This is a genomic window from Lysobacter enzymogenes, from assembly GCF_017168095.1.
Classification (GTDB): Bacteria; Pseudomonadota; Gammaproteobacteria; order Xanthomonadales; family Xanthomonadaceae; genus Lysobacter; species Lysobacter enzymogenes_D.
The window spans coordinates 1-25,103 of sequence record NZ_LXSD01000026.1 but is presented as its reverse complement, the minus strand read 5'-3'; the positions used below and the strand labels follow the sequence as shown (position 1 = coordinate 25,103).

Genomic DNA, 25,103 nt, shown 5'->3' with positions numbered 1-25,103 from the left:
ATCGCGGCCGCGGCGCGCGGCGCCGGCCGCGGCTTGCTCGCGGCCTTGCGCGCGGTGGCGTTGAGCAGGTCGTGGCGCACGCACGCCGCGCAGGGTTCGCCGGCGTAGTGCTGGTGCTCGCGATTGCGCTCGCAGATCACGATCAGCCCGCGCGAGGGCTGCGCATAAGCGCGCAGCGTCTCGCTCCATTCGGCCGAACTCGGGCGCCGCGCCGGCTCGTCGCCGAACGCGCGGTCGAACAGATCGCGCAGCCCGCGCGGCATCAGCGCGTGGCCGCTGACCGGGTTCGGCGCCATCATCGGATTGCCGCGCTGCGAATAGGCGTAGCACCGCTCGCGGATGCGCCCGGGCACGTCGGTCGGCACCCGGTCGTAGGCGGGGCGGCCGCTGTAGGGATGGATGCCGAAGTTGAGCAGCTGGAAGATCACCACCGCCAGCGCGAAGCGGTCCTGGGTTTCCTCGCCGGCCTCGTCGAGCGCGCGGATCTGGTATTCCGGCGCCAGATAGTCGGGCGTGAACTGCGGCGCGTGGAAACGGCCGCCGCGGCCCTGGATGCTGAAGCCGTCGCAGTCCAGCAGCGCGATGTACAGCGAGGCGCGGTAGAAGCGCAGGTTCACCGGCTTGAGGTCGACCACGTAATGGTGCTGCGCGTGCAGCGCCGCCAGCACCGAGGCCAGGTTCGCCGCCAGGGTGACCTTGTGGCCCAGCCCCACCGGCAGGCCGGCCGCGCGCGCCTGGCGTTCCTGCAGGATCTGCTCGACCTCGTTGGTCGATTGCACGTCCAGCGCCGGCATGGTGAAGCCGACGAAGCGGCCCTGCTCGTCGCGCACGCTCGCGTCGGGCCAGGCGATCTGCACGTAGCGCTTGCCGCTTTCGTACTGGTCGGGCAGCTTCGGGCGCAGCTGCAGCATCGCCTCGATGCGGTCGGTGTAGCTCGGCGGATCGACCCGCGCGTGGTAGATCTTGGCCACGCTGTGCGGATCGTCGGCCAGCAGGTACACGCTGCCGGCGCCGCCGCTCTTGATCAACGGCCCCAGGCGCGAACGGCGCGAGCCGATCACGATGGCGCTGCCGGTGGTGAGGCTGCTCATCGCCGGCGTTCTCAGGCCCGCAGCGCGATCAGCAGGGTCTTGTCGTCGGAGGTGATGCCGTGCGTGCGCGGATCGGCCAAGGTGCCGTGCAGCGCGCGGCTGCCCTCGGCCTCGTCCACCGACGCCAGATAGCGCGCCACCGGATCGATGAACGGCGCGTACAGCGCGGCGTTGCCGCGCGTCATCGCGAACGGCATCGCCCCGTCGGACATCAGCGCCAGGCGCGCGGTCGGCGCCGGCACCTGCAGCACCCGCAACTGCTCGCGCCAGCTGTCGCCGGTGACGAACCAGGTTTCGTTGGCGTACTCGCCGTTGGCCGGCAACGACACCACCGCGTCTTCGTCCGCGTCGGCCGCCTCGGCCACGCCGATGCCGTCGCCGATGTGCAGGAACCAGCCGCGCTGCGCGTCGCCGGCGTAGCCGACCACGGTCGCGGCGTAGTCGCCGAGCGCGCGGCCGTCGGCCTGCGCGCGCTCGACCACGCTCGCGCGCGCCTGCGCCACCGCCTCGGCGGCGGCTTCGAAGAAGGTCTCGCGCGGCGCCTCCAGCAACTGCGGCTCGCCGGCCAGGCGCTCGCCGAGCGCGCGCGCCAGCCCGTCGGCGATCAGACGCGCGCCGATGTCGCTGTGCGCGGCCGAACCGGCGCCGTCGCAGACCACCGCGGCCAATACATCGCCGTCGACGTGGAAGGCGCAGGCGTCCTGGCACGGAATGCCTTTGTCCAGGTGCGAGCTGCCCACCGCCGATGCGGCATAGATCCGCCAGCCCATGCGCGCCCCGCTCAGGTCGGAACCGAGGACCAGGTGTCGGTCGAAGGCAGCTGCGCGGCGCCGCCCGGACGCGACTGCGAGACCACCTGCATGCTCGCGCTGAGCCACAGGAACAGCTCGCGGAACTGCAGGCCCTGCAGGCGCTTGACCCCGCCGGGGCCCTTGCTGCTGAACTGGCTCATGATTCGCTCGTCGCCCTGCCCGACCGCGATCGGGAAGATCGCGACCTTGTTCGCGGTTTCGGCGTCGCGCGCGCGCTGCGCGGCGGCTTCCCAGGCGTCGGTCGGCGCGCCGTCGGACATCAGGAACAGCCACGGCCGGGTGTAGGCCACGCCGGCGGCCTTGAAGCGCTGCTTCTCGTTTTCGACCTCGCCCAGGGCCAGGTCGATCGCGCGCCCGGTCGGGGTGGTGCCCGCCGCTTCCAGCACCGGCGCGGTGAAATCCATGGCGTCGCACCAGTCGCCGGCCAGCTCGGCCTGATCGAAGCCGCCGTAGCGCACCACCAGCACGCGCACGCGCTTGGCCGCGATCACGTCGCTCTTGAGCTCTTCTTCCAGCAGCTTCAGGCCTTCGTTCAACTGGTCCATCGGCGCGCCGGTCATGCTGCCGGAGCAGTCCAGCACCAGCACCAGCGGGGTGCGCTGTTCGGTGTTGTCGACCAGGGCGACGTCCGGGATGGCGGTCTGATTCATGACATTCCCTTGCTTTGACTGAACCGCGAGTATGCCAGCGCGGGGCCGCAGGTGGCCATCGCGCACGCTGGCGGCGCGAACGCCGGCACAGGTCGGCGCCGCGGTCGGCGAACCGTCACCGCACTGCCATACGCCCGCAGCACGCTGCCGGAGCGGCGCTGCCCGCCGCTTCCCCCAGCCTCCGCTTTCGAGCGGGTATCTCGCCCGGATCGCCATGACCGACCAACACGACCCCTCGCGCCGCGGCTTCCTGCGCGGCGCCGCCGGCGCGACCGCCGCCGGCCTCGCCCTCAACCTGTTCCCGCCCTCGATCCAGAAAGCCTTGGCGATCCCCGCCGCGCGCGTCACCGGCACCCTGCACGACGTCCAGCACGTGGTGATCCTGATGCAGGAGAACCGCTCCTTCGACCACTACTTCGGCGCGATGCGCGGCGTGCGCGGCTTCGGCGACCGTTTCCCGATCCCGCTGCCCGGCGGCAAGCCGGTGTGGCGGCAGAGCGACGCCCGCGGCCGCGAAATCCAGCCCTGGCACATCGACACCAAGACCACCAGCGCGCAGCGCATCGCCGGCACCCCGCACACCTGGCCCGACGCTCAAGCCGCCTGGAACCACGGCAAGATGGACCAGTGGCTGCCGGCCAAGACCGAGCGCTCGATGGGCCATTACCTGGAAGCCGACATCCCGTTCCAGTACGCGCTCGCCAACGCCTTCACCCTGTGCGACGCCTACCACTGCTCGCAGCTCACCGGCACCAACCCCAACCGCCTGTTCCTGTGGACCGGCACGAACAATCCCGCCGCCGACCGCGGCGGCCCGGCCATCGTCAACACCTTCGACGACTCCGGCCCGGCCGGCGAAGGCTATTTCTGGACCACCTATCCCGAGCGCCTGGAGCGCGCCGGGGTCGGCTGGAAGCTGTACCAGGACATGGACGACAACTTCTCCGACAACCCGCTGGAAGGCTTCCGCCAGTTCCGCGCGGCGGCGCCGGGTTCAGCGTTGGCCGAGAAGGCGCTGAAAACCTGGACGCTGGAGGATCTGGCCAGCGACGTGCGCAGCGGCAAGCTGCCGCAAGTGTCGTGGATCGTCGCGCCGGCCAAGTATTCCGAACACCCCGGCCCGTCGGCGCCGATCTGGGGCGCGGACTACACCGCGCGCGTGCTCGACGCGCTCACCGCCGATCCGGCGGTGTGGGCGCGCACCGTGCTGATCGTCAACTTCGACGAGAACGACGGCTTCTTCGACCACGTGCCGCCGCCGGCGCCGCCGTCGCTGGACGCGCAGCGCAAGCCGCTCGGCGGCTCCACCGTGGACCTGCGCGGCGAACACCATTTCGCCCGCAGCGGCCCCTCGTACGGCACCTCGGCCGATCCGGCGGTCTATTACGACCGTCCTTACGGCCTGGGCCCGCGCGTGCCGATGTACGTGATCTCGCCGTGGAGCCGCGGCGGCTGGATCAACTCGCAGGTGTTCGACCACACCTCGGTGATCCGCTTCCTGGAAAAGCGCTTCGGCGTCAACGAACCCAACATCAGCCCGTGGCGGCGCGCGGTGTGCGGCGATCTGACCAGCGCGTTCAATTTCGAGAACCCCAACCACGAGCCGATCCCGAGCCTGCCGTACACCGGCGATGCCGACCGCATCGTCGCCGAGCAGAGCAAGCTGCCGGCGCCGAAACCGCCGGCGACGCCGAGCGCGGCGCGCCAGGAGCCCGGCATCAAGCCCTCGCGCGCGCTGCCCTACGACCTGCACGTGGGCGAACGCTTCGACCGCGACGCGCGCACGCTGCGGCTCACCTTCGGCAACAGCGGACGCGCCGCGGCGGTGTTCCATGTCTACGACCTGCTCGACCCCGAGGCGATCCCGCGCCGCTACACGATCGAACCGGGCCGCTCGCTCAACGGCGACTGGCCCCTGCGCAGCGGCGGCGCGCGCGCCTACGCGCTGCAGGTGTTCGGGCCGAACGGGTTCTTCCGCGAGTTCCGCGGTTCGCTGCACGGCGCCAATCCGGGCGCTACCACGATCCCCGATCTGCGCCTGCGCCATCGCAAGCTGATCCTGGCGCTGCGCAATCCGGGGCGTAAGCCGCTGCGGCTGGAACTGGCCGATCAGTACGGGCTGTACGCGCCGCGGCTGGAGCGGCTGGGCGCGGGGTCGCTGCGTTATCGGCCGCTGCGGCTGGACGAGAGCTGCCAGTGGTACGACTTCGTGCTGACCGATGCCAACGATCCGGAGTATTACCGGCGGATCGCGGGGCGGGTGGAGACGGGGGCGCACGGGATTACCGATCCTGGGTTGATCTGAGGCGCAGGCTCGATAGCTTCGCGCCGGGAGACCGAGCCGCTCCCGGCGCGATCTCGCCGGAGAGTCCCTCGCGGCACACCGCGCTTCACGTCCCAGCGCGATCCGCCGTTCACGCCTGGAAACCGAGCGGCCCGCCGCTCGGTTCCCTGGTTTCGCCCGCCTCGTCCAAGGCGCGAAGCGTCGCAGGCGATTGCGAACGACCGAACAATTCCTGTGCAAGCATCCGTGCCGTCGCGACGTTGGTCGCGTACGGAACATCGCACACATCGCAGATGCGCAGCAACGCCAGGATATCCGCCTCGTGCGGTTGCGCGATCGTCACATCGCGCAGAAAGAACACCGCGGAAATTTCGCCCGCCGCAAGCTTGGCGGCGATCTGCAGATCGCCGCCGTCCGGCCCCGACCGCATCGGCACCACATCGAGTCCGAGCCGCAGGCGCAGCAGCATCGCCGTGGCTTGCGTCGCCACCAACTCGCAACGGGCCAACTCCGCCAGGTGACGGCGGGCGAACTCCAGCAAGAGCTCTTTCTTGGAATCGTGCGCTATCAACGCCACGCACCGGCGCGAAACCGCGATCGTCGTACTCATGGCTCCAACCGTGCCGGTCGTCGATGCGGCGAGTATCGATCACGGCCTGCATCGCCGCATGAAGAACAAATGCGCAGTCCGGCACTGGGCCGCAGCAGGGCCGCCGCCAGCCTCACCTTCGCTCTCGCCCGATTAACTCGCTCATTCCAGAAAAAACGCCGCACGTGAAGTCCGGCACACAATTCCGGCCGCTCGACGATTCTTATCGTTTGTTCTCATAAGCGTCGATCTATGCGAAGCGTCACCGTCGCCCGTCGCACACTTGATAACTTCGCAAACGGCCCTGCAAGGCGAAGAACGAAGCCGCATCGAAGCGATCGCCTTGCCGGCCGAGCCCCAGCACCGCGTCCGGCAGGACGCGTCGCGATGCCGCGGACGCTGCGCCCCCTGGAATCCGCATGATCCGACCCTCGCCTTACGACGGTTACCAGCGCCTCATCGACGCGATGCGCGAATGGGGCGTGCGCACCTGCTTCGGCGTCAACGGCGGCGGCGTCATCCATCTGCTGAAGCACCTGGCGCCGTACGCGCACCGCCGCCGCAACGACGACGCGATCGAATTCTTCAACGTCAACGAGTACGTCGCGGGCTTCATGCCGCTCGGGCATTACCTGTCGAGCGGCCGCGTGGCCGCGGCCGTGGCGACTACGGGCGCGGCGACCAAACTGCTGTTGTGCGGGCTGAGCGACGCCAAGCTGCACAACCTTCCCGCGCTGTACCTCGTCGCGGCCACGCCATCCGGGCTTCGCGACAGCGCGCCGCTGCAGGACAGCACCGAATCGGGCGCCAACATCGCCGCGCAGATCGCCGCCGAGCTGCCGCACGGAACCTTCGTGATCGACGATCTGTCCCGACTCGACGCGCAGTTGTCGGCCGCCGCGCACGAATTGGCCCATAGCGCTCCGGTCGCGTTCGTGCTGCCGCCCAACGTGCTGAACGCGCCGCTGCCGGAACAGGCCGCCGCCGCATCCATCCACGCGCCCAGCACGCCGCACCTGCCCGCCGAAACGGTATTGGATCGCCATCTGGCCCCGCGTCGGCGCGCGCGCACGCTGCTGCTGGTCGGCGACGAAGCCCATGCCGTGCCCGACATCGCGGCCTTGACCACGCAACTGTGCTCGGCCCTGAACGCGCCCGCGGTGTGGAGCATCAACGGCGCCAATGCGATCGCCCACGACAATCCCTACGCCGCCGGCTACCTGGGCTTCGGTGGAAGCGCGCAGGCCGCACGGTTGTGGGAAAGTCTCGGCCGCGACGACACGCTGGTTTCGGTGGGCTACTGCGGCGACGAATACACGGTCAATTTCGCCAAGGCCAAGGCGGGCCTGGTATGGAACCTGGCCGAGCGCATTCCGCGCTACGGCAGTCGCGACGGCGGCTTCGCCCATCTGGCAGGCGGCGAGTTCGTCCAGACCGTCGCGCCGCTGCGCGAAACCATCGCGGCGATAAGCCGGTGGAGCCCGCCGCGCCCATGCGCCGAGGCGCGGCCGGCCGGCGCTGCTGCGGCCGCGGCGGTGCGGGAACGCGGGCGAAGCGGTCCCGACAGCGTCGATCTCGTCGATTTCTATCGGCGCCTGGACCGGTTGTGGCGCCCGGGAAGCATCGGCTTCGACGACGTCTGCATGGCTTACAAGGACCGTCAGCACGTATTGCAACGGCCGCATCCGCACATGCGCTTCTATGCGCTCTATCGCGGCTCGGCGATGGGCGGCGCATACGGCGCCGGCCTCGGCGCCAAAACGGCCGATCCGCGCCGGCACGTGTTCGTGTTTTCCGGCGACGGCTGCTTCCGCCTCTATGGCGGCGCGCTCGCGGAAGCCGCCGCGCTGGGCATCGCCCTGTTCGTCCTCGACAACGGCGCTTACGGACTGATCGAGCAGGCGCTGGAGCATGTGCTGCCCGGCGTGCGGCGCGAGCGCTACCACGGCGGGCTGGCGCAGGCGGACTACGCCGCGATCGCCGCTGCCAGCGGCTGGATCGGCTGCCGCCTGCGGCCGGACCTGGCCAATCTCGACGAGCTCATGGCGCACGCCTACCGCACCGAACGGCCTTCGATGCTGATCCAGGTGCCGGTCGACGCCGCCCAGATCCTCGGAACCAATCCACGCATCGCCAACCTGTAGCGAGCTATCCTCATGCCCGACCGCACCGAACTCGCCGCCGCCCACGCTCTGATCGAGAGCAGCTACCTGCATTGGACCGGGCAGGCGCTGATCGACGAAACCGATCGCGTCGACTGGCTCTACCGCGAAGCTCCGTTCGCCCTGCTCGCGCACGGCGGGCAGGACGACCCGCTGTTCATCTACGCCAATACCGCCGCGCAAACGCTGTTCGAGTATTCCTGGGAGCAGATCGTCGGTCTGCCTTCGCGTCTGTCGGCGCCGCAGGCGCAGCGCAGCGCGCGCGCGACGGCGCTGCGGCAGGTCGAAACCGAGGGCCTGGTACGGAACTACTCCGGCTTGCGGGTCTCCCGCAACGGGCGCCGGTTCTGGATCGAAGGCGCCACTTTGTGGAAGTTGCGCGATGCTGCGGGACGTTCCGCCGGATTAGCGGCGCTGATCCCGTCCTGGCGCGCGGATTGAAGCGCGCGGGCGACGATCGGCACGACGGCGAGGATCTACAACGAATCCTGCGGCTCGACCACCACCGCATCCGCGGGCACCCGCGACACCCGATTGCGCGACACCCACGCTTCCCAGCGCCAGAACAGCCACGCCGCCGCGGTCAGGCACGACGCCGCCACCGCCAGATGCAACGCGCTGTCGCTGAGCATCGGCGAGACCACCCCGGCCAGCGCCGCGTTTAACACCAGGCCGGTGAAGGCCTGCAGCGACGAGGCCGAGCCGCGCTGGTGCGGGTACATGTCCAGGATCGACAAGGTCACGATCGGGAACACCAGGGCGATGCCGAACGCGCCGATGCACATCGGCACGACCGCCCACGGCACCCGCGGCGCGTCGGTCCACAGGTTGTAGCCGAGGTTGATGGCGATGGCGAGCGCGCAGCAGGCGAAGCCGATATCGACCAGGCGGTCGCCGCTGACCTTGCCGGCCGCGCGCCCGGACACGAACGAGCCGGCGACCATGCCGCCGATGGTCGGCACGAAGAACCAGGCGAAATCGCGTTCGCCGAGCTTGAGCAGGTCGAGCACGAACGCCGGCGCCGAGGCGATGTACAGGAACAGCGCGCCGAAGTTCAGCGCGCCCACCGCGGTCAGGCGCTGGAAGCGCGGGTTGAGGCAGATCGCGAAGTAATCGCGCAGCAGCCGCCTGGGCTTGAGCGGCAGGCGCGCCTGCGGCGGATGGGTTTCCGGCAGCAGCAGCGCCACCGCGGTCCACAGCGCCACCGAGAACGCGACCAGGAACCAGAAGATCGCCGGCCAGTGCGACCAGCCCAGGATCCAGCCGCCGATCACCGGCGCGATCGCCGGGGCGATGCCGAAGATCATCATCACCTGGCTCATCAGCCGCTGCGCGTCGTCGCCGTGCAGCAGGTCGCGGATGACGGCGCGGCCGACGATGAGTCCAACACCTGCCGACAGACCCTGGATCGCACGAAAGCAAAGCAGAGTAGGCAGATCGTCGGCCAGCGCGCAGGCTGCCGAAGCCAACGTAAAAATCGCCAGCCCGCCCAGGATCACCTTGCGCCGCCCGATCGCGTCCGACAGCGGGCCGTGCACGATGCTCATCAGCGCATACGCCACCAGGTACACGCTGATGGTCTGCTGCATCTGCAGCTTGTCGGCGGCCAGCTCGGCGCCCATCGCCGGGAACGCCGGGAAGATGGTGTCGATGGAGAACGGCCCGAACATCGCCAGCCCGCCCAGCAGCAGGGCGAGGCGGCGGATCGGGATCGGCGGCTTGACGGTGGCGGCGTCGCGGCTCATCGCGCGGCGCGGTCCGCTGCGGCGCGGTCCCGGGGCGCATCGGGCGGGCCCTTGAGCTCGATCATGTTGCCTTCCGGGTCGTACAGGTACTGCGAGGGGCCTTCGCCTTCGGCGCCGTAGCGCGAGCCGAACTCGCCCACGCGCACGCCATGGGCGTTGAGGTGGGCGAGGATGGCGTCGCGGTCGAACGGATCGGCGCGCAGGCACAGGTGGTCCATGTTGCGGCCCTGCTCGCCCGGCGCGGCGCCGCCGAGGCGGCCGATCTTGCCGTCGACGTCGACCAGGTCGATCAGCGACTCGCCGGCGCGCAGCTGGACCAGGCCGATCTCGTCCTGGCGCCGCTCCACGCTGCAGCCGAGCACATCGCAGTAGAACGCCGCCATCGCCGCGCTGTCGCGCACGCGCAGGACCACGTGGTCGAGTTGCAGCAGGCGGAACGGTCGCGCGGCCATGGCGGGCCTCGATGCATGAATGGGGGGGGGGCGACAGCATACTCCCGCGCGGCCACGCGGATCGCCGCCGGAGTTGTTCCGATCTGTCCGCAGCCGCAACCGCGAAACCCCACCTGCGGCGCGCCCGGCTACCCCGCAGTCGCGGCTCGCGCCGCTCCTACAGGGGCTCCGGGCGGGTCCCCGCGCCGCCCGCCAACGGCTATAATCGCCGCTTCGACCACGCGGTGGGAGAAGCGGCCACCCGGGCCTCCCGGCCGGCCGCTGCCGAAGGCGCAACGCCCGTAATCGCTCAGGCCCCAGACCGCCGCGTGTACAAAACTCTGGAGAGACCGCCCGCCCGCAGCGTCACCGCGGACGGAACCGGCGCCGAAGGGGCACGAAGCGAGCGCGGACAGGAGCGGCCCCAGCGGCCCACCCCTCCCCCAAGCGGCCTGGGCCGCAGCGCGCTTCCAAACTCTCAGGCAAAAGGACAGAGGGGCGCCTCGCGTGCGGCACCGCACGTTCGCCTTAGGACGCCCCCTGCCATGACCCATTCGACCCTGCGCGACCTCGAGCACCACGACGCCTTCATCGAGCGCCACATCGGCCCCAACGACGCCGAGATCGGCCACATGCTCGGGCAGGTCGGCTACGCCTCGCTCGAAGCCCTGACCGACGCCATCGTCCCCGGCTCGATCAAGTCCCCCCAGCCGCTGGCCCTGCCGCAGGCGATCAGCGAAGTGGAAGCGCTGGCCAAGATCCGCGCCATCGCCTCGAAGAACCAGGTGCTGCGCAGCTTCATCGGCCGCGGCTACTACGGCACCCACACCCCCAACGTCATCCTGCGCAACATCCTGGAGAACCCGGCGTGGTACACGGCCTACACGCCGTACCAGGCGGAAATCTCGCAGGGCCGCATGGAGGCGCTGATCAACTTCCAGACCATGGTCGCCGACCTGACCGGGATGGAGATCGCCAACGCCTCGCTGCTCGACGAAGCCACCGCCGCGGCCGAAGCGATGACCCTGGCCAAGCGTTCGGCCAAGTCCAAGTCCAACACCTTCTTCGTGTCGAAGAACGTGCATCCGCAGACGCTGGAAGTGCTGCGCACCCGCGCCGAGCCGCTGGAGATCGCGCTGCACATCGGCGACGACAGCGAAGCCGCGGGCGCCGACGTGTTCGGCGCGCTGCTGCAATACCCCGACACCTTCGGCGGCCTGGGCGACTACCAGGCCGTGGCCGACGCGCTGCACGCGCGCGGCGCGATCCTGGCCGTGGCCAGCGACCTGCTCGCCCTGGTGCTGCTGAAGTCGCCGGGCGAATTCGGCGCCGACATCGTCGTCGGCAACACCCAGCGCTTCGGCGTGCCGTTCGGCTTCGGCGGCCCGCACGCCGGCTTCATGGCCTGCCGCGACGCCTACAAGCGCTCGATGCCGGGCCGCCTGATCGGCGTGTCGGTCGACAGCGACGGCAAGCCGGCCTACCGCCTGACCCTGCAGACCCGCGAGCAGCACATCCGCCGCGAGAAGGCCACCAGCAACATCTGCACCGCGCAGGTGCTGCTGGCGGTGATGGCGAGCATGTACGCGGTCTACCACGGCCCCGACGGCCTGACCCGCATCGCCCTGCGCGTGCACCGCCAGGCCGCGATCCTCGCCGCCGCGCTGCGCCAGGCCGGGCTCAAGGTCGCCGACGGCTTCTTCGACACCCTGCGCATCGACGGCGTCGACGCCGCCGCGATCCACGCCAAGGCGCGCGCGGCCGGCATCAACCTGCGCGAGATCGACGCGTCCAGCGTCGGCCTCAGCCTCGACGAAACCGTCGCCCGCGCCGACCTGACCGCGCTGGCCGGCGTGTTCGGCGCCGCGCTCGACATCGACGCGCTCGACGCCGCCACCGCCGACGCGATTCCCGCCGCGCTGCGCCGCACCTCGGCGTTCCTGCAGCACCCGGTGTTCAACACCCACCACAGCGAGCACGAGCTGCTGCGCTACATGCGCTCGCTGGCCGACAAGGACCTGGCGATGGATCGCACCATGATCCCGCTGGGCTCGTGCACGATGAAGCTCAACGCCACCGCCGAGATGATCCCGGTGACCTGGCCGGAGTTCGGCAATATCCATCCGCTGGCGCCGGCCGAGCAGGCGACGGGCTACAAGCAGCTCATCGACGAACTCGAAGCGATGCTGGTGGAATGCACCGGCTACGACGCGGTCAGCCTGCAGCCCAACTCCGGCGCGCAGGGCGAATACGCCGGCCTGCTGGCGATCCGCGCCTACCACCGCTCGCGCGGCGAGGCCCATCGCGACATCTGCCTGATCCCCGACTCCGCCCACGGCACCAACCCGGCCTCGGCGCAGATGTGCGGCATGACGGTCGTGGTGACCAAGACCGACGCCAACGGCAACGTCGATGTCGAGGACATCCGCCGCAACGCCGAGAAGTACAGCGACCGCCTGGCCGCGATCATGATGACCTACCCGTCCACGCACGGCGTGTTCGAGGAAGAGGTCGTGGAGATCTGCGAGATCATCCATCAGCACGGCGGCCAGGTGTACACCGACGGCGCCAACATGAACGCCCTGGTCGGCGTGGCCAAGCCGGGCAAGTGGGGTTCCGACGTTTCCCACCTCAACCTGCACAAGACCTTCTGCATCCCGCACGGCGGCGGCGGCCCGGGCGTCGGCCCGTGCGCGGTCAAGTCGCACCTGGCGCCGTTCCTGCCCAAGACGGTCGACGGCGAAGGCGCGGTGGGCATGGTCAGCGCGGCGAGCTACGGCTCGGCCAGCATCCTGCCGATCTCGTGGATGTACATCACCCTGATGGGCACCGCCGGCCTGCGCAAGGCGACCCAGGTCGCGCTGCTCAACGCCAACTACATCGCCAAGCGCCTGGCCCCGCATTACGAGACGCTCTACACCGGCCGCAACGGCCTGGTCGCGCACGAGTGCATCCTCGACCTGCGCCCGCTCAAGGACGCCACCGGCATCAGCGCCGAGGACGTGGCCAAGCGCCTGATCGACTTCGGCTTCCACGCCCCGACCCTGAGCTTCCCGGTCGCCGGCACGCTGATGGTCGAGCCGACCGAGAGCGAATCGCAGCACGAGCTCGACCGCTTCTGTGATGCGATGATCCAGATCCGCGAGGAAATCCGCGCGGTCGAAGACGGCCGCCTGGACCGCGAGGACAACCCGCTCAAGCACGCCCCGCACACCGCGACCCAGGTCAGCGCCAGCGAATGGACCCGCGCCTACCCGCGCGAGCTCGCCGCGTTCCCGCTGCCGTCGCTGAAGCTGCAGAAGTACTGGCCGCCGGTGTCGCGGGTGGACAATGTGTATGGCGACAAGAACGTGATGTGCGCTTGTATTCCGATCGATGCGTATAAGGAAGAGGTCGAGGCGTAAAACTTCGATGGGTTCCACCCAGCAATACAAAAGGCCCCGCTCGCGCGGGGCCTTTTATTTTGAGGGGTAACCTGTAAGAGCGATTTCATGCAGGCCACGGATCGTCGCCGCATCGGCCGTTGGGCGTAGCCGACTGGGGCGGACCCGCCTTCGGCATAACTCGATGTCACTTCGCGTCGCGGTCCTCGTGTTTGAGCTTGCGACCGATCAGATGCGCGGAAACGATCGCGAATGCGATCCCTGTCGCCACGCCGGCACCATACAACAGCGCGCGCGGCCAAAAATCCGGCCTGTCCGGCCGGTTTTCCGCCACCACCGCGGCGATCAGGTAGATCGGCACCAACGCGGCGGCCATGGTGTTGGCCAGCAGGTAGCCCAACCACAGCACGCTGCGCCAAGCCGAGCGGCCTTTCACGTAAAGCTGCTGCAAGGCCGAAAGAACGAATCCTGAAGTCACCGCTAGGCCACAGACATAACCGGTACCGATCAGGAAAAAAAATTCGGGGCCTTTCATTAGCGTTCTCAACACCGCTCACTTCTTCTTCAGCTGATGCGCATGCCCCGGACCCGGCGAAACTCCATTGGCTTTGTCCACAGCCTTATCGACCACGGTCTTCACGATCACCATGGGCGCTTCGGGTGCGGCGGCCTTTTGAAGCGCGTTGAGCGCCGGCCCCGCAGCCTTATCCACGACCGCACCGCCCATGCTGCCCAACGCTCCGGTCGCACCCGCCACCGCGATCTTACTTTTATCGTACGTGTATGAGCCGGTATCCGCGCCGTGGGTCATCACGTTGTCCGTAGTCTAAGCCACGCCCTGCAGGCCCTGCAGGAACGTTCTCAGCTCCAAGAGATAGACGAAGCTGAAAACGATGGCCACGGGGGCCAGCAGCACCAGGACGCCGAACATGCTCGCTACCGGTCCAGAATCGCCGCCGCTTACTCGGCCGCGGGCTTGAGCTTGGCCGACACCGCGTCGAAATCCGCCTTCGTTGACGGCGACAGATTCGGCCGGCCGGCGAACATGCCCATGGTCACCGTGCCCTGCACGTAATAGGTCTCGCCCGCCTCCACTTCCAGGTTGAGGATGTCCTTGGCCTCGGAGTGCACGGTGTATTCGTGCGCGCCCGGCTCGACCGCGGCGACGAAGTACTTGCCGTTGCGCAGCTTGCCCAGTTCGGTCGTGCCCTCGCGCACCTTGTAGCCGATCGCGGCGCCGGCGAACTTGGACGGTCGGAAGAACACGATCTGGCCCTTGCCGGGCTGCGGCGCGCCGATCAGCGAGCCCGATGCGGCGGCGGTCGGTTCGGACTTGGCTTCGGATTTGGCCTCGGACTTGGCCTCGGCCTGGACTGCGGGCTTGGCGTCGGCCGCAGCCGTTTCGCCCGTCGTCTGCGCCGCCTGCCCGGCCGACGCATCGGCCGTGGCCGCTGCGGTGGTGGCCGGCACCTGCTTGGCCGGATCGACCGACTTGCCGTTCCAGGCCCAGGCCGACAGCGGCAGCAACAGCACGGCGGTCAGGACATACGCGGACTTGCACTTCATTGGACAGCTTCCCCTGTGGTTGGGTGTTGCGCGGAAATCGACGGCGACGCCACGGCGGCGGGCGCCGCGGCAGAATGGGATGCGGATGCGGATGCGGACGCGGACGCCGGCGCAGCGGACGCCACCGCCGGCGCGGGCATCGGCCCGGTAGCCGGCGCGGACGGCGCGGGCGCGACGAGGGACAGCTCTACGGCCTCGGCAAGGCGGGCCTGCGCGCGCGCGCCGACGGGAATCTCGATCTGCCCGCCGCGCACGAACATCGCGAGCGGCCCGGCCACGATCGCCACGCCAATCGCCGCAGCCATTTTCTCCTGACCCGCACCGGACAGGCGGAAGCCGCGCAGCGGAATCCGCCGTCCGTCGTATTCGATGTATCGGGCCGCCAGCAACAATTCGCCGGGCTTGCCGCCGCCGCGCGAGCGTTCGGCATGGATCACTTCGCCATGACAGGCCGCGCCGGCCGGCAGCACGGTCGCGCCGTCGACCACCAGCGGCTCGGCCAGGCGCAAGGCCAGGCCGTCGCCGCGCTTGGCGGTGGCCGAACTCAAGGCTTGCGCGGTCTCCAGGACCACGCCGGTATCGGCGGGAACCAGGCGGGAGGACGCGGCGGCGATGCCCGGCGCCGTCGGCGCCACCGCGGTGGGCGTGGTCGTGATGGGCGCAGGCGCGACACTGGATTCCGCCGCGGCCCGAGTCGACGCGGCTGCGGCCTCGGCCGCAGGCAAGGCCGGTTGCTCGGCTCGGGCAAGACTCCCCTGCGCAGCGATGGCCAGCGCCATCGCCGCGATCAACGCGCGCGATATCGTCAACATCTCGGCGGCCCCTACCGTCCGTGGTGGAGCGACACGCTAACCAAAACCCGGGTTTCTGCCAAGTAGCACACAAAACGCACACATCTGCCGCACGGCGCGCGTCGGTCCGCCGGACCGACGCGCGGTGCCACAAGCGGCCTCTGTCAGGAGACCGAACGTCCGCCCTGCGATTGCTGCACCTCGGGCTGGAGCGCCTTGTCGGGCGCCAGCGCGCTCAGGCCCGCTGCTGTCTCGGCGATCGGCGGCGCGGGGGCCGTCAGGTCCACGGCGACCAGATAGCCGGGCGTCTTGCCGGCGACGAAGATCCGCTCGCCGACCACGGCGGCGCTTTGCACTTGGGCCGGGTCGTGCATATCCCCTTGCGCGCTCTTCAGAGCGACTTCCGCGACCTTCGCGTCGGGCACGGTCTGCGGCAATTGCTGGCGCAACGACGCGTACAACGGATCCGCGTTCAGACCGCCGGCCGCAGCCGTGGGCACGCTCCCGCCATCGCCACCGCCATGAGCGACCGGCGCGCACACCAACGGACCTTCCGTGCGCGGCGGCGGCGCCTGGCTGTCGCCGCTTTTGTCGTAGCGATAGTCGTCGAGGAACTGGGTCTCGCTGTCGTTGCCGGGCCGGCTGACCTCGAGACCGCGGTCGCGCATCATCTCCTCCATCAACGTCCACGAGTGCGCGCCGACTTCCGGAATGCGCATGCCGTCGGCGATATGCTGCTCGCGCGTCTGCGCTTCCGCGGCCTTGCGCGACTCAGTCCCCACCAGGTCCGGATTGCTCATGATCTTGTCGTACTGATCCGCAGCGATCATGCCGCCGAGCTTGCGCACGGCCTCCGCCATTTCCGGACTGAACGCGCCGTCGATCGGAATCGGCTTGCCCTGCGCATCGGTAATGCCGAGCTTGGCCAAGTTCTCCTGCAGCGAACGCACGTCTTCGCCGCACATGCCGGGCTTGAGCGGATCGCGGACATAGACGCCGTCGTTGAACCAATCCTGATTCGGTGTCGCCATATTCCCTCCTTGAATCGGTGAATCGAATTTGCATATGCAGCGGTGCAGCGCACCGTCCAAATGCGCCGCGGCGAAACTCGCGCCGATCGCAGTCGGCGATCGCGTGCCGCGCTTGATTCTAGGCATCGCTGCGCGTCGGGAGCATCGACGCGATCGTCACTATGCTGAGCCGAATCGTCGCAACGCTTCAGAAAATCGCGAACGAGTGGCCTGTGTGTGGATCAACTGTGTAACCCGGCGCCGACTTACCGGCCGACCACTCAACGACATCGGATCTTTCGCGTATACGAAACCAACACGCAACGCCATCGGTTCCGATTTCCTGTTGCCGAAACCGGCCCGAGCGCTCGGCCGGGCGAGGCCGCCGGCCGTGTCCACCACCCGCCGCAATCGCAATGCCGCCCGCAGGCTGTGGCTGAATGCGGACCTCGCCCGCCTTCCGGCGTCGCGGCCCGGCGCTATACTCCGCCCCATCGCCGGGGGGCGTATGCCATGAACATGCAGGAACCGAAGCTGCAGGCGTTCTCCGAGCGCCTGTTGAAAGTGATCGAAACGCAGACCGAGATCGCCCGCCTGGGGCTGGACCTGGGCGGCGTCATGGACCTGGTCGCGCACCGCGCGCAGGGCCTCACCGGCGCGGTCGGCTCGGTGGTCGAGCTGGCCGAAGGCGAGGACATGGTCTATCGCGCCGCCGCCGGCATCGCCGAATCCAGCCTGGGCATGCGCCTGCGCCGCGACGCCAGCCTGTCCGGCCATTGCGTCGCCGAAGGCCGGCCGCTGAACTGCCGCGATTCGGAAACCGACGAGCGCGTCGATCGCGCCGCCTGCCGCGCGGTCGGGCTGCGTTCGATGATCGTGGTGCCGCTCAAGCATCACGACACCGTGGTCGGCGTGCTCAAGGTGATGTCGCGCGAGCCGGCCGCGTTCGACGACGACGACCTGCGCGTGCTCGACATGATGTCGGGCCTGATCGCCGCGGCGATGTACCACGCCGCCAAGTACGAAACCAACGAGCTGTTCTACCAGGCCACCCACGACGCGCTGACCGGCCTGCCGCTGTTCTACGACCGCCTGCGCCACAACCTGGCCCAGGCGCATCGCGAATCGCGCCGCGTCGGCATCCTCAACCTGGACATGGACGGGCTCAAGCCGGTCAACGACAAGCTCGGCCATCGCGCCGGCGACGCCGCGATCCGCGAATTCGCCGAACGCATGAAGCTCAGCGCGCGCGCCGGCGACACCGTCGCGCGGGTCGGCGGCGACGAGTTCGCGGTGATCCTGCCGCGCATCGAGCACCGCGAAGGCGCGTTCGCGCAGGCGCAACGGCTGGCGCAGGCGCTGCGCTTCGGCTTCGAATTCGAGCAGCGGCCGATCGCGCTGGACGCCAGCATCGGCTGCGCGATCTATCCCGACGACGGCGAAGAGCTGGGCGAGTTGCTGGAGAAGGCCGACCAGGCCATGTACGACGTCAAGCGCTCGAAGAAGACCTCACGCGAGTGAAGCGCGGCGGCGCGCCCGACGCGCCGCGGTCTCGATGCGAGCGGCGATGCCGCCTTGCGTCGCTTTCGTTCCTGGCGACGGCGGCGTGCGCTTCGGCCGCGCCCCATATCGCCATTGTGTGCCGAGTAAACGCCTGCAGGCGTATTCCCGCGGATTGATACACGCGCACGACATATCCAGCTGCATAGAAAAATCATATTTCCTGGACCTATCGCCGGCGCCGGCGAGTTCGTAGCATTTTCTCCGCAAGCGCTCGCATCGAAATCGGCGACCGCTTCGCCGTTTCGCCGCCGGTCCGAAGTGGCTCCGCCCTTCGATTTCACCGATACGGCATTCGCGGATGCCCTTGGTATCGAACGGAACAGGAAGTTCTGCATGCCCCACACCCACACCGCATCGAGCGCAACCGCCGCAGCCCGCGAGCCTCGCGCACCGGCACGCGCCGCCTTCGCGACCACCGGCCCGCGCGAGGACCGCCCCGCCCCATCCCTCGACCGACTGCCGAGCCGCCGCGATGCGCGCCCGGCCCTTCGCCCACGACAGGCCATCTCGCGCATGAAACTCGCCACCCGCCTCGCCGCCGCCTTGCTCGGCGCATCGCTGTGCACCTCGGCTCCGGCGCAGAACGCCTGGGAAGTGCACGACAAGCATGCCAACGATCATCTGGCCGAGATCGAGAAGCGCATCGGCGACGACGGCAACGTCAACGCCAATCTCAACAAGCTCGCCAAGATCGGCAGCGCCAAGAAAAGCGGCGACGACGCCAAGGAACCGGAGGAGAAACTCGACGCCAAGGATCCCAGCGTCCAGGTCAAGAAGAGTATCGAAGAGCGCTGCCCGAACCCGGGCGGCAGCGCCGGCGCCGCGCAGCAGCAGTGGCAGCTGTGCCAGGAGATCGTCAAGACCGAACTGGCCCAGTACACCTATTCGATGACGATGTACGAACTCTCGCGCAAGCGCCAGGAGCGCCTCCAGGAGATCGAGCAGGAGCGCAGCAACCTCAGCGTCGGCGAACAGGGCAAGCTGCAGGACAACAGCAACAAGCTGCTGGCGCTGCTCTCGCGCATGGAGGTCGACCGCCAGCAGAGCCGCGCCTACATGGACGCCTACAGCGCGCGGCTGACTTATCTGCGTGCGGTGCGCGACATGCTGAGCAACGAGGTGCTGCGCGGCAAGGACTCAGGCGGTGGATCGAGTGGCAGCGGACGGATCGCAGCCGGAGTTGTCGGCATCGCAACGATGAAGGCAGCCTTGTGTGCCGTCGCCTCTCAACGTAAGAACTGGCGAACCGGCGACGTGGTACCTATGTCTGAGTGCCTCTGATTCTCCTGCCAGGACGACGTCATGCTTGAGCCGATCCCCTTCGCCGATTCGCTGACCGACTTGCTCCACGGCCCCGCCGCTCAATTCGAGAGCCTGGGTCAGTGGGTCTTCTTCAAAATCATATTCGACTTTCTCGACAACGAGATCCTGGCCTTCCGCGAGGGCATGGTGCAGCAGATGACCGCGACCATCGCTTGGGTCGGCTTCCCATTGGCGACGTTGTGGATCATCTTGCAGGGCTACCGCATCCTGACCGGCCAATCGCGCGAACCGATGATGGGTCTAGTGGTCAATTCGCTGCGCACCGTGGTGATTCTGATCGCTTCCACTTCACTGATGTTCGGCTCCGCGGATCTCTATACGATTTTCAGCGACGACTTGCCGCGTGACATCGCCGAGATAGTTACCGGCGACGACAAGGATCCCGCAGAAACCATCGACAACGGCCTGACCAAGATGCAGCTCGCGATGGCGGCGATCGAAGCGCTTCCCTCGATCGAGAATCAAAGCATCAAAAATGACAAGGACCGCGCCCTCCTCCTCACCGGCGTTGGCGTAGCTGGACCAGCGGTAATCGGCGGCGCGCTGTTGGTCATGTACAAATTCGCCCTCGCTCTGTTCGTCGGCCTCGGCCCTCTGTTCATCCTGTTCCTGCTGTTCGACCAGACCAAAGGCATGTTCGCACGCTGGCTCTACTACGGCATTGGCACGATGTTTTCGATGGCCGTCCTAAGCTTCACCGTAACCGTGGCGATGAAAATGGTCGGTGCGGTCGCCGCGAACTTCGCAGCGCAGTACATGACGATGGTGGCTTTGGGCGCAGGCGACTCGCCGGGCGTGAATACGATGGCGATGCAGCAGGGCGGGCTGGGTATTTTTCTGACGGTGTTGATTCTTTCGGTGCCGCCGATGGCGTCCAGCTTCTTCCAAGGAGCGCTGGGGAACTTCATGCATTACTCGGCGTTTGGGGCGAACACTGCACCCGCCAAACCTGAAGCGCCCGGGAACCCTGCGCCACCCCAACAACCGCGACTTCCAGATCAAAACCAGGGCGGCAAACACGATAGCCAACAGAAGCCTCCATCTTACTTACCCCCACAACCTCAGTCCCAGAACCCTCCCGACTCAGGCCCCGGCGAAATCAGGAAAAGATGAACATGAAGACCCCAACTGCACAAGCGAGGATGGCTGCGCTAGCGGCTGGGTTCCTATTCGTCTTGCAAACGTATGCATGTCCACCTGGAACCGTCCCGCAACAAGGCATCGGATGGCAAGGATGCGCCCCAGTGCCTGGCACATCAAACTCTTCGGCTACAACCGACACTTCCGCAGCATGGGCTGATCGCTGGGGCGCTATCGCAATTGACATGACGCCAGGAGGTGTTGGCATCGGCTCTTCCTCGGGAATGAATCGAAAACGAAATGCCGAGAAATCCGCGCTGTCTGCATGCAAGAAAAAAGGAGGAGCGCGATGCGAAATAGAGATCACATACTACAACCAGTGCGCGGCCATAGTTCTTGGCAGCCAAGCGTTTAACTCAAGCAGCGCCGCCTCTTTGGGGGAAGCTAAAAGGCGAGGAATCGAAAAATGCACTCAAGCCGGGGACAAGGAATGCACAGTCTATTTTTCCGAATGCAGCTTTCCAGAGCGCATCAGGTAAAAAAATAATTTCGCATCGCGACCTTTATCGCATCCGGCTCATTGTTCACCTTCAGCCTAATGCTCGAACGGACCAAATCTGAGTTCGGCCGCTGGCTGCAGTACGGCCTGGGCACGATGTTCTCGATGGCGGTGCTGAGCTTCACCGTGACCGTGGCTATGAAGATGGTCGCTGCCGTGGCGGCGAGCTTCGCCACTCAATATCTGACGATGATGGCGCTCGGTGCGGGCGACTCGCCGGGTGTGAATACGATGGCGTTGCAGCAGGGTGGGCTGGGGGTTTTCTTGACCGTGCTGATTCTTTCGGTGCCGCCGATGGCGGCTAGCTTCTTCCAAGGGGCGTTGGGCAATTTCGTGCCGCAGTCGATCTTTGGGGCCAATTCGGCGGCGAGCCGCCAAGAGTCGCCGGGAAGTCACCAAAGGAATAGCTACCAGCAGGGAGCTCCAGGCGGCTCGGCGAATCAGCAGCGAATTGAGCAAAACCAGCATACGAATCAATCAATCGCGAATGCCTCGCTGGGATCCGGGAAAAGAACATCAGAACAAACCGATGTTCATGCGAAAGACCGATCAAGTCCGACAGATCCACCGAAAGACAAGATCAAGAACACCGAAAACCGTCACCCGGAGGATTCATGAAAACTCGAATTTTATGGATGACATTCGCACTTTCCGTACTGCCAGCGGGAAACTCCTTCGGCTGCCCGCCAGGTGAGTGGCTGCAACAAGGCGCGGGCTGGCAGATGTGCGTGCCTATTCCAGGAATGCAGAACCGTACTTCTGGACCTCCTAGCTCAGCTCCAGTGTGGGCAACTCGATGGGGGGCTATCGCCGTGAACGAATCCGACATCGCTGCCGGGGTCGGCTCCGCCTCCGGAATGGTGGGGAAAAGACTGGCAGAAAGCGCGGCACTGCGGGCTTGCCGAGAAAAAGGGATCAATGGATGCAAAGTGAAGTTCACCTATAAAAATCAGTGCGCGGCTATCGTCTGGGGAGATCACGGCTCCAACGTAAGCGGAGCTGCATCCATAGAAATGGCTACTCGGGTCGGCCTCGATAAGTGCGTCAAAGATAAGGATACGAATTGCGAAGTGTATTTCACGGAATGCAGCTATCCAGAGCGACTCAGGTAACTGCCGTCACCGCCCCCAACTCCACTGAGGAACACCCCGTGAAATCTGCCTTTGCTTTCCTCATGCTCGCCTCGGCGCTATACCTGCCCCCCGCCACGGCCCACAAGATCTCCCCCGGCGTCTACACCCAAGTCCCCTACAACAACAACCCCGACAAGTTCTGCAGGCTCGGCATGCCGCAGCACGGCTGGATATCCATCGCGCCCAAGCTCGGAATATGGAAACCGATCTCGCAGTACTACAACCCGCAATGGACACGGACCTTCGAACGCGTATGCGCCGCGGGCGGCCGCCCCGCCGGCGGCGGCGGCAAGTACAAGCCGCGCGATCCGGCGGCGGCGTTGTGATGCACGGCGCCAACGCCGGGACCGATACGGCGGTACTGGAGCTTGCCCCGCTATGGACGCATGCGCAGCGGGGCTACCAGAGCGCCCGCGTCGGGGCGCAGTGGCTGGTGCTCGGCATCTGCGCGGCGTTCCTCGCCCCGAAGTTGGAACTGGTATGGCTCACGCGCGTCGCCGCGACCGCGACCGCGGTTTCGGCGTTCTTCCACTGCCGCGCGGCGTGGCTGGAAACTCGGTTCGCGTTGGAGGTCCGGGCTTGCGTCTGGAATCGCTGGCGTGCCAGCGCCCTGTCGGAATTGACCGGCCTGCGTCGCCGCGGGCGCGGCGTGGCTTGGGCTGCGGCCGCGGGCGGGACGCTCGCCGGCGTCGTCTCGTTGCTGGTTTTCCCGATCGGATTGAGCTACGAGCTGCCGGGGCTGTTGAAGGCCTACGGCCTCGTCCTGGCCATCAGCGTACTGCGCCTGCCCTGCACGGCCACGACCAGCCGCCGGGTCCTGTTCGAGTTGGACGAGTGTTCGCGTAGCGTCGCCTGTTCCGACGTGGCCGCGATGTAAGCTGCGCGGTCGCGGCCAACGGCTGACTGTCGCGTAGCCGAATCGACTTCACCGATGCCCGGCCAGCGGCCGCGACTTGTCCCCTGCGGGCTTCCCCTTCCGTCGGCAGCCCGGTACGCCACGACAACGCGATCCCTCGCCATCGTCTCCGCCGGCGGCGCGGAAATTCGACGCGATCCGCGCCCCGCCCGGTGCTCCCGATTTCGCTCCATCCCTCGATTTCGCTCCAGCCCACCCCACTTTCGCTCCAGCCCACCCCGGTTTCGGTCGCCCCGCCCACGCTTCCGTCGCGCGACGGCTTCCCTTGTGCCCGCAGAGCACTATCCTGCGCACAACCCACCGCCGGACCGCCCTGTGATCCGCAACCTCTTCTTCGTCGCCCGAATCGCCGCCGCCTGGTTCGGCGTGTTCGTGCTGATCGGGCTGGTCGCCTCGGCCCTGCCGGGGTTGCAGCGCCTGGACCAGGGCCCGTTGTTCATCCTCGCGATCCTGGTGTCGATCTACGTCGCCAGCAAGGCGTTCTCGCACCTGCGCCGGGTGCGACTGATCGCCGGCCGCGTCGATGCGACCACCCGCGCCAACCGCCAGCGCCGCCAGATCGAGGTGCCGTTCGAGGTCGAGGAGGCGTTCGAACTGCTCACCGCCGCGATCCGCGAGCTGCCGCGGGTGCAGGACGTGGAAAGCGCGCGCGACAGCCTGCAGGTATGGGCCAAGGTGCAGCGCTCCGACCAGGCCTGGATGTTCAACCCGCAAAGCGCCGATCCCAGTTCGTGGAAGTACAGCCTGGCGCTGAATCAGGTCCAGGCCACGATCGACTCCGGCGCCGACGGCAGCCGCATCACCCTGATCTGCGAGCCCGAAGTCGGCGCCTGGAGCGATTGGTTCTGCGTCGACCAGGGCACCAACCTGGAGAACGCCGAAGCGCTGGCGCGCGCCATCGCCCGGCGCGTGGCCGAGCGCCGCCGCGGCGAGCGCGCCGAGGCCGCGCGCACCGCCACCGAGAAAGAGCTCGCGGTGGCCAAGCTGAGCCTGCTGCACGCGCAGGTCGAACCGCACTTCCTCTACAACACCCTGGCCAGCGCGCAATACCTGACCCGCCACGACCCGCCGCGCGCCGACGAGATGCTCGGCCATCTGATCGAATTCCTGCGCCGCTCGCTGCCGCGCACCGAGGACGCGCTGTCCACCCTCGGCGACGAACTGGAACGCTCGCGCGCCTACCTGGAGATCCTCAAGCTGCGCATGGGCGCGCGCCTGCAGACCCAGATCGACGTGCCCGAGGAGCTGCGCGCGCTGCCGCTGCCGCCGATGATCCTGCAGACCCTGGCCGAGAACGCGATCAAGCACGGCCTGGAGCCCAAGCCCGGCGGCGGCACCGTGTGGATCCGCGCGCGCGGCAACGAGACCGGCGTGGCGATCACCGTCGCCGACGACGGCATGGGCCTGAACTCGCTCAACTCCGGCAGCGGCATCGGCCTGAGCAACGTGCGCGAGCGCTTGCGCCTGGTCTACGGCGAACGCGCGCAGCTGTCGATCGTCGCCAATTTCCCCAGCGGCGTCGCCGCCACCATCGTCGTGCCGGCCGCGTCCGGCGAGGAGCCTGCCCGTGTCTGACCCCACCGCGAACGACGGCGCCGCGGGCGCGCCCGCCGCGCCGACCGCATTGATCGCCGAGGACGAATCGCTGCTGCGCCAGGCGCTGGTCGACGCGCTGCGCGAGGCCTGGCCGGAACTGCGCATCCTGGCCGAATGCGAGGACGGCGCGCAGGCGCTCGAAGCGCTGGCCGAGCACCGCCCCGACGTAGCCTTCCTCGATATCCGCATGCCCGGCCTGACCGGCCTGGACCTCGCCGCCGCCGCCACCGAAGTCAGCCCGGCGACCCAGATCGTGTTCGTCACCGCCTACGACCAGCACGCCATCGACGCGTTCGAACACGGCGCGGTGGATTACCTGCTCAAGCCGGTGACCGTCGACCGCCTGGCGGTGACGGTGCGGCGCCTGCGCGCGCGCCGCGGCGGCGGCGACGACCGCCACGCCGCGCTGCGCGAGATCG

General features: G+C 67.8%; 25 protein-coding genes and 1 riboswitch. Of the genes, 14 read left to right on the top strand and 11 right to left on the bottom strand.

Features of this window, described 5'->3' with window-relative positions:
* From A7A76_RS00735 to A7A76_RS00725, 3 genes are all read right to left on the bottom strand, one after another.
* The coding region (locus tag A7A76_RS00735; RefSeq protein WP_206409393.1) for a hypothetical protein at nucleotides 1-1,091 on the bottom strand (1,091 nt) is incomplete at its 3' end.
* A gap of 11 nt (nucleotides 1,092-1,102) precedes the next feature.
* Entirely contained in the window at nucleotides 1,103-1,861 is a 759-nt protein-coding gene (locus tag A7A76_RS00730) for a PP2C family serine/threonine-protein phosphatase (protein WP_206409392.1), read from the bottom strand.
* Nucleotides 1,862-1,872: 11 nt separating this feature from the next.
* Nucleotides 1,873-2,553 carry a vWA domain-containing protein gene (locus A7A76_RS00725; protein WP_074863511.1) on the bottom strand — a complete coding sequence of 227 codons (681 nt, stop codon included), beginning with the start codon at nucleotides 2,551-2,553 and terminating at the stop codon, nucleotides 1,873-1,875.
* A gap of 214 nt (nucleotides 2,554-2,767) precedes the next feature.
* Here A7A76_RS00725 and A7A76_RS00720 point away from each other — a divergent pair, with 214 nt between their 5' ends.
* A complete protein-coding gene (locus tag A7A76_RS00720) occupies nucleotides 2,768-4,858 on the top strand; it encodes a phosphocholine-specific phospholipase C (RefSeq protein WP_206409391.1) in 2,091 nt (696 codons plus the stop codon).
* Nucleotides 4,859-4,967: 109 nt separating this feature from the next.
* On the opposite strand, the gene A7A76_RS00715 is transcribed toward A7A76_RS00720, so the two are convergent.
* Entirely contained in the window at nucleotides 4,968-5,447 is a 480-nt protein-coding gene (locus A7A76_RS00715) for a methylglyoxal synthase (RefSeq protein ID WP_206409390.1), read from the bottom strand.
* A 398-nt stretch (nucleotides 5,448-5,845) separates the two neighbouring features.
* Here A7A76_RS00715 and A7A76_RS00710 point away from each other — a divergent pair, with 398 nt between their 5' ends.
* Both A7A76_RS00710 and A7A76_RS00705 read left to right on the top strand, forming a co-directional pair.
* Nucleotides 5,846-7,570 carry a thiamine pyrophosphate-dependent enzyme gene (locus tag A7A76_RS00710; protein WP_206409389.1) on the top strand — a complete coding sequence of 575 codons (1,725 nt, stop codon included), beginning with the start codon at nucleotides 5,846-5,848 and terminating at the stop codon, nucleotides 7,568-7,570.
* A 12-nt stretch (nucleotides 7,571-7,582) separates the two neighbouring features.
* On the top strand, nucleotides 7,583-8,029 hold the full coding sequence (locus A7A76_RS00705) for an MEKHLA domain-containing protein (protein WP_206409388.1): 447 nt from the start codon (nucleotides 7,583-7,585) through the stop codon (nucleotides 8,027-8,029).
* Nucleotides 8,030-8,064: 35 nt separating this feature from the next.
* Here A7A76_RS00705 and A7A76_RS00700 read toward each other — a convergent pair whose 3' ends face one another.
* Entirely contained in the window at nucleotides 8,065-9,333 is a 1,269-nt protein-coding gene (locus A7A76_RS00700) for a multidrug effflux MFS transporter (RefSeq protein WP_206409387.1), read from the bottom strand.
* Nucleotides 9,330-9,785, bottom strand: a complete 456-nt coding sequence (locus A7A76_RS00695; protein WP_206409386.1) for a VOC family protein — start codon at nucleotides 9,783-9,785, stop codon at nucleotides 9,330-9,332. The genes A7A76_RS00700 and A7A76_RS00695 overlap by 4 nt, the downstream gene beginning before the upstream one ends.
* Before the next feature lie 215 nt (nucleotides 9,786-10,000).
* A riboswitch (glycine riboswitch) is annotated at nucleotides 10,001-10,099 on the top strand.
* Nucleotides 10,100-10,309: 210 nt separating this feature from the next.
* Here A7A76_RS00695 and gcvP point away from each other — a divergent pair.
* Complete coding sequence (gene gcvP, locus A7A76_RS00690; RefSeq protein ID WP_206409385.1) at nucleotides 10,310-13,168, top strand: aminomethyl-transferring glycine dehydrogenase; 2,859 nt, start codon at nucleotides 10,310-10,312, stop codon at nucleotides 13,166-13,168.
* A 166-nt stretch (nucleotides 13,169-13,334) separates the two neighbouring features.
* Here gcvP and A7A76_RS00685 read toward each other — a convergent pair whose 3' ends face one another.
* From A7A76_RS00685 to A7A76_RS00665, 5 genes are all read right to left on the bottom strand, one after another.
* The gene (locus A7A76_RS00685) at nucleotides 13,335-13,682 is read right to left on the bottom strand and encodes a hypothetical protein (protein ID WP_206409384.1); all 348 of its coding nucleotides are present in this window, start codon (nucleotides 13,680-13,682) and stop codon (nucleotides 13,335-13,337) included.
* 18 nt (nucleotides 13,683-13,700) lie between these two features.
* Nucleotides 13,701-13,958 carry a hypothetical protein gene (locus tag A7A76_RS00680; RefSeq protein ID WP_206409383.1) on the bottom strand — a complete coding sequence of 86 codons (258 nt, stop codon included), beginning with the start codon at nucleotides 13,956-13,958 and terminating at the stop codon, nucleotides 13,701-13,703.
* Between the two features lie 149 nt (nucleotides 13,959-14,107).
* Nucleotides 14,108-14,713: a DUF2846 domain-containing protein gene (locus A7A76_RS00675; RefSeq protein ID WP_206409382.1), complete on the bottom strand. Its 606-nt coding sequence runs from the start codon at nucleotides 14,711-14,713 to the stop codon at nucleotides 14,108-14,110.
* On the bottom strand, nucleotides 14,710-15,525 hold the full coding sequence (locus A7A76_RS00670; protein WP_206409381.1) for a hypothetical protein: 816 nt from the start codon (nucleotides 15,523-15,525) through the stop codon (nucleotides 14,710-14,712). Before A7A76_RS00670 ends, A7A76_RS00675 begins: the two co-directional genes overlap by 4 nt.
* Before the next feature lie 143 nt (nucleotides 15,526-15,668).
* A complete protein-coding gene (locus tag A7A76_RS00665) occupies nucleotides 15,669-16,535 on the bottom strand; it encodes a peptidoglycan-binding domain-containing protein (protein WP_206409380.1) in 867 nt (288 codons plus the stop codon).
* Between the two features lie 492 nt (nucleotides 16,536-17,027).
* Between A7A76_RS00665 and A7A76_RS00660 the strand changes: the two genes are divergently transcribed.
* From A7A76_RS00660 to A7A76_RS00615, 10 genes are all read left to right on the top strand, one after another.
* Entirely contained in the window at nucleotides 17,028-18,035 is a 1,008-nt protein-coding gene (locus tag A7A76_RS00660; protein WP_206409379.1) for a sensor domain-containing diguanylate cyclase, read from the top strand.
* Nucleotides 18,036-18,410: 375 nt separating this feature from the next.
* Entirely contained in the window at nucleotides 18,411-19,358 is a 948-nt protein-coding gene (locus A7A76_RS00655) for a hypothetical protein (RefSeq protein ID WP_206409378.1), read from the top strand.
* 21 nt (nucleotides 19,359-19,379) lie between these two features.
* Complete coding sequence (locus A7A76_RS00650; protein WP_206409377.1) at nucleotides 19,380-20,513, top strand: type IV secretion system protein; 1,134 nt, start codon at nucleotides 19,380-19,382, stop codon at nucleotides 20,511-20,513.
* On the top strand, nucleotides 20,510-21,019 hold the full coding sequence (locus A7A76_RS26155) for a DUF4189 domain-containing protein (RefSeq protein WP_428995060.1): 510 nt from the start codon (nucleotides 20,510-20,512) through the stop codon (nucleotides 21,017-21,019). Before A7A76_RS00650 ends, A7A76_RS26155 begins: the two co-directional genes overlap by 4 nt.
* Nucleotides 21,020-21,060: 41 nt before the next feature.
* Nucleotides 21,061-21,657, top strand: a complete 597-nt coding sequence (locus A7A76_RS00640) for a hypothetical protein (RefSeq protein WP_206409375.1) — start codon at nucleotides 21,061-21,063, stop codon at nucleotides 21,655-21,657.
* Nucleotides 21,654-22,151 (top strand): DUF4189 domain-containing protein, encoded by a 498-nt coding sequence (locus tag A7A76_RS00635; protein ID WP_206409374.1) that lies wholly within the window; start codon nucleotides 21,654-21,656, stop codon nucleotides 22,149-22,151. The genes A7A76_RS00640 and A7A76_RS00635 overlap by 4 nt, the downstream gene beginning before the upstream one ends.
* Nucleotides 22,152-22,189: 38 nt before the next feature.
* Complete coding sequence (locus tag A7A76_RS00630; RefSeq protein ID WP_206409373.1) at nucleotides 22,190-22,498, top strand: hypothetical protein; 309 nt, start codon at nucleotides 22,190-22,192, stop codon at nucleotides 22,496-22,498.
* Nucleotides 22,498-23,049 (top strand): hypothetical protein, encoded by a 552-nt coding sequence (locus A7A76_RS00625; protein ID WP_206409372.1) that lies wholly within the window; start codon nucleotides 22,498-22,500, stop codon nucleotides 23,047-23,049. The genes A7A76_RS00630 and A7A76_RS00625 overlap by 1 nt, the downstream gene beginning before the upstream one ends.
* A 354-nt stretch (nucleotides 23,050-23,403) precedes the next feature.
* Entirely contained in the window at nucleotides 23,404-24,663 is a 1,260-nt protein-coding gene (locus A7A76_RS00620) for a histidine kinase (RefSeq protein WP_343225259.1), read from the top strand.
* The coding region (locus tag A7A76_RS00615; RefSeq protein ID WP_206409370.1) for a response regulator at nucleotides 24,656-25,103 on the top strand (448 nt) is incomplete at its 3' end. The genes A7A76_RS00620 and A7A76_RS00615, both read left to right, overlap by 8 nt.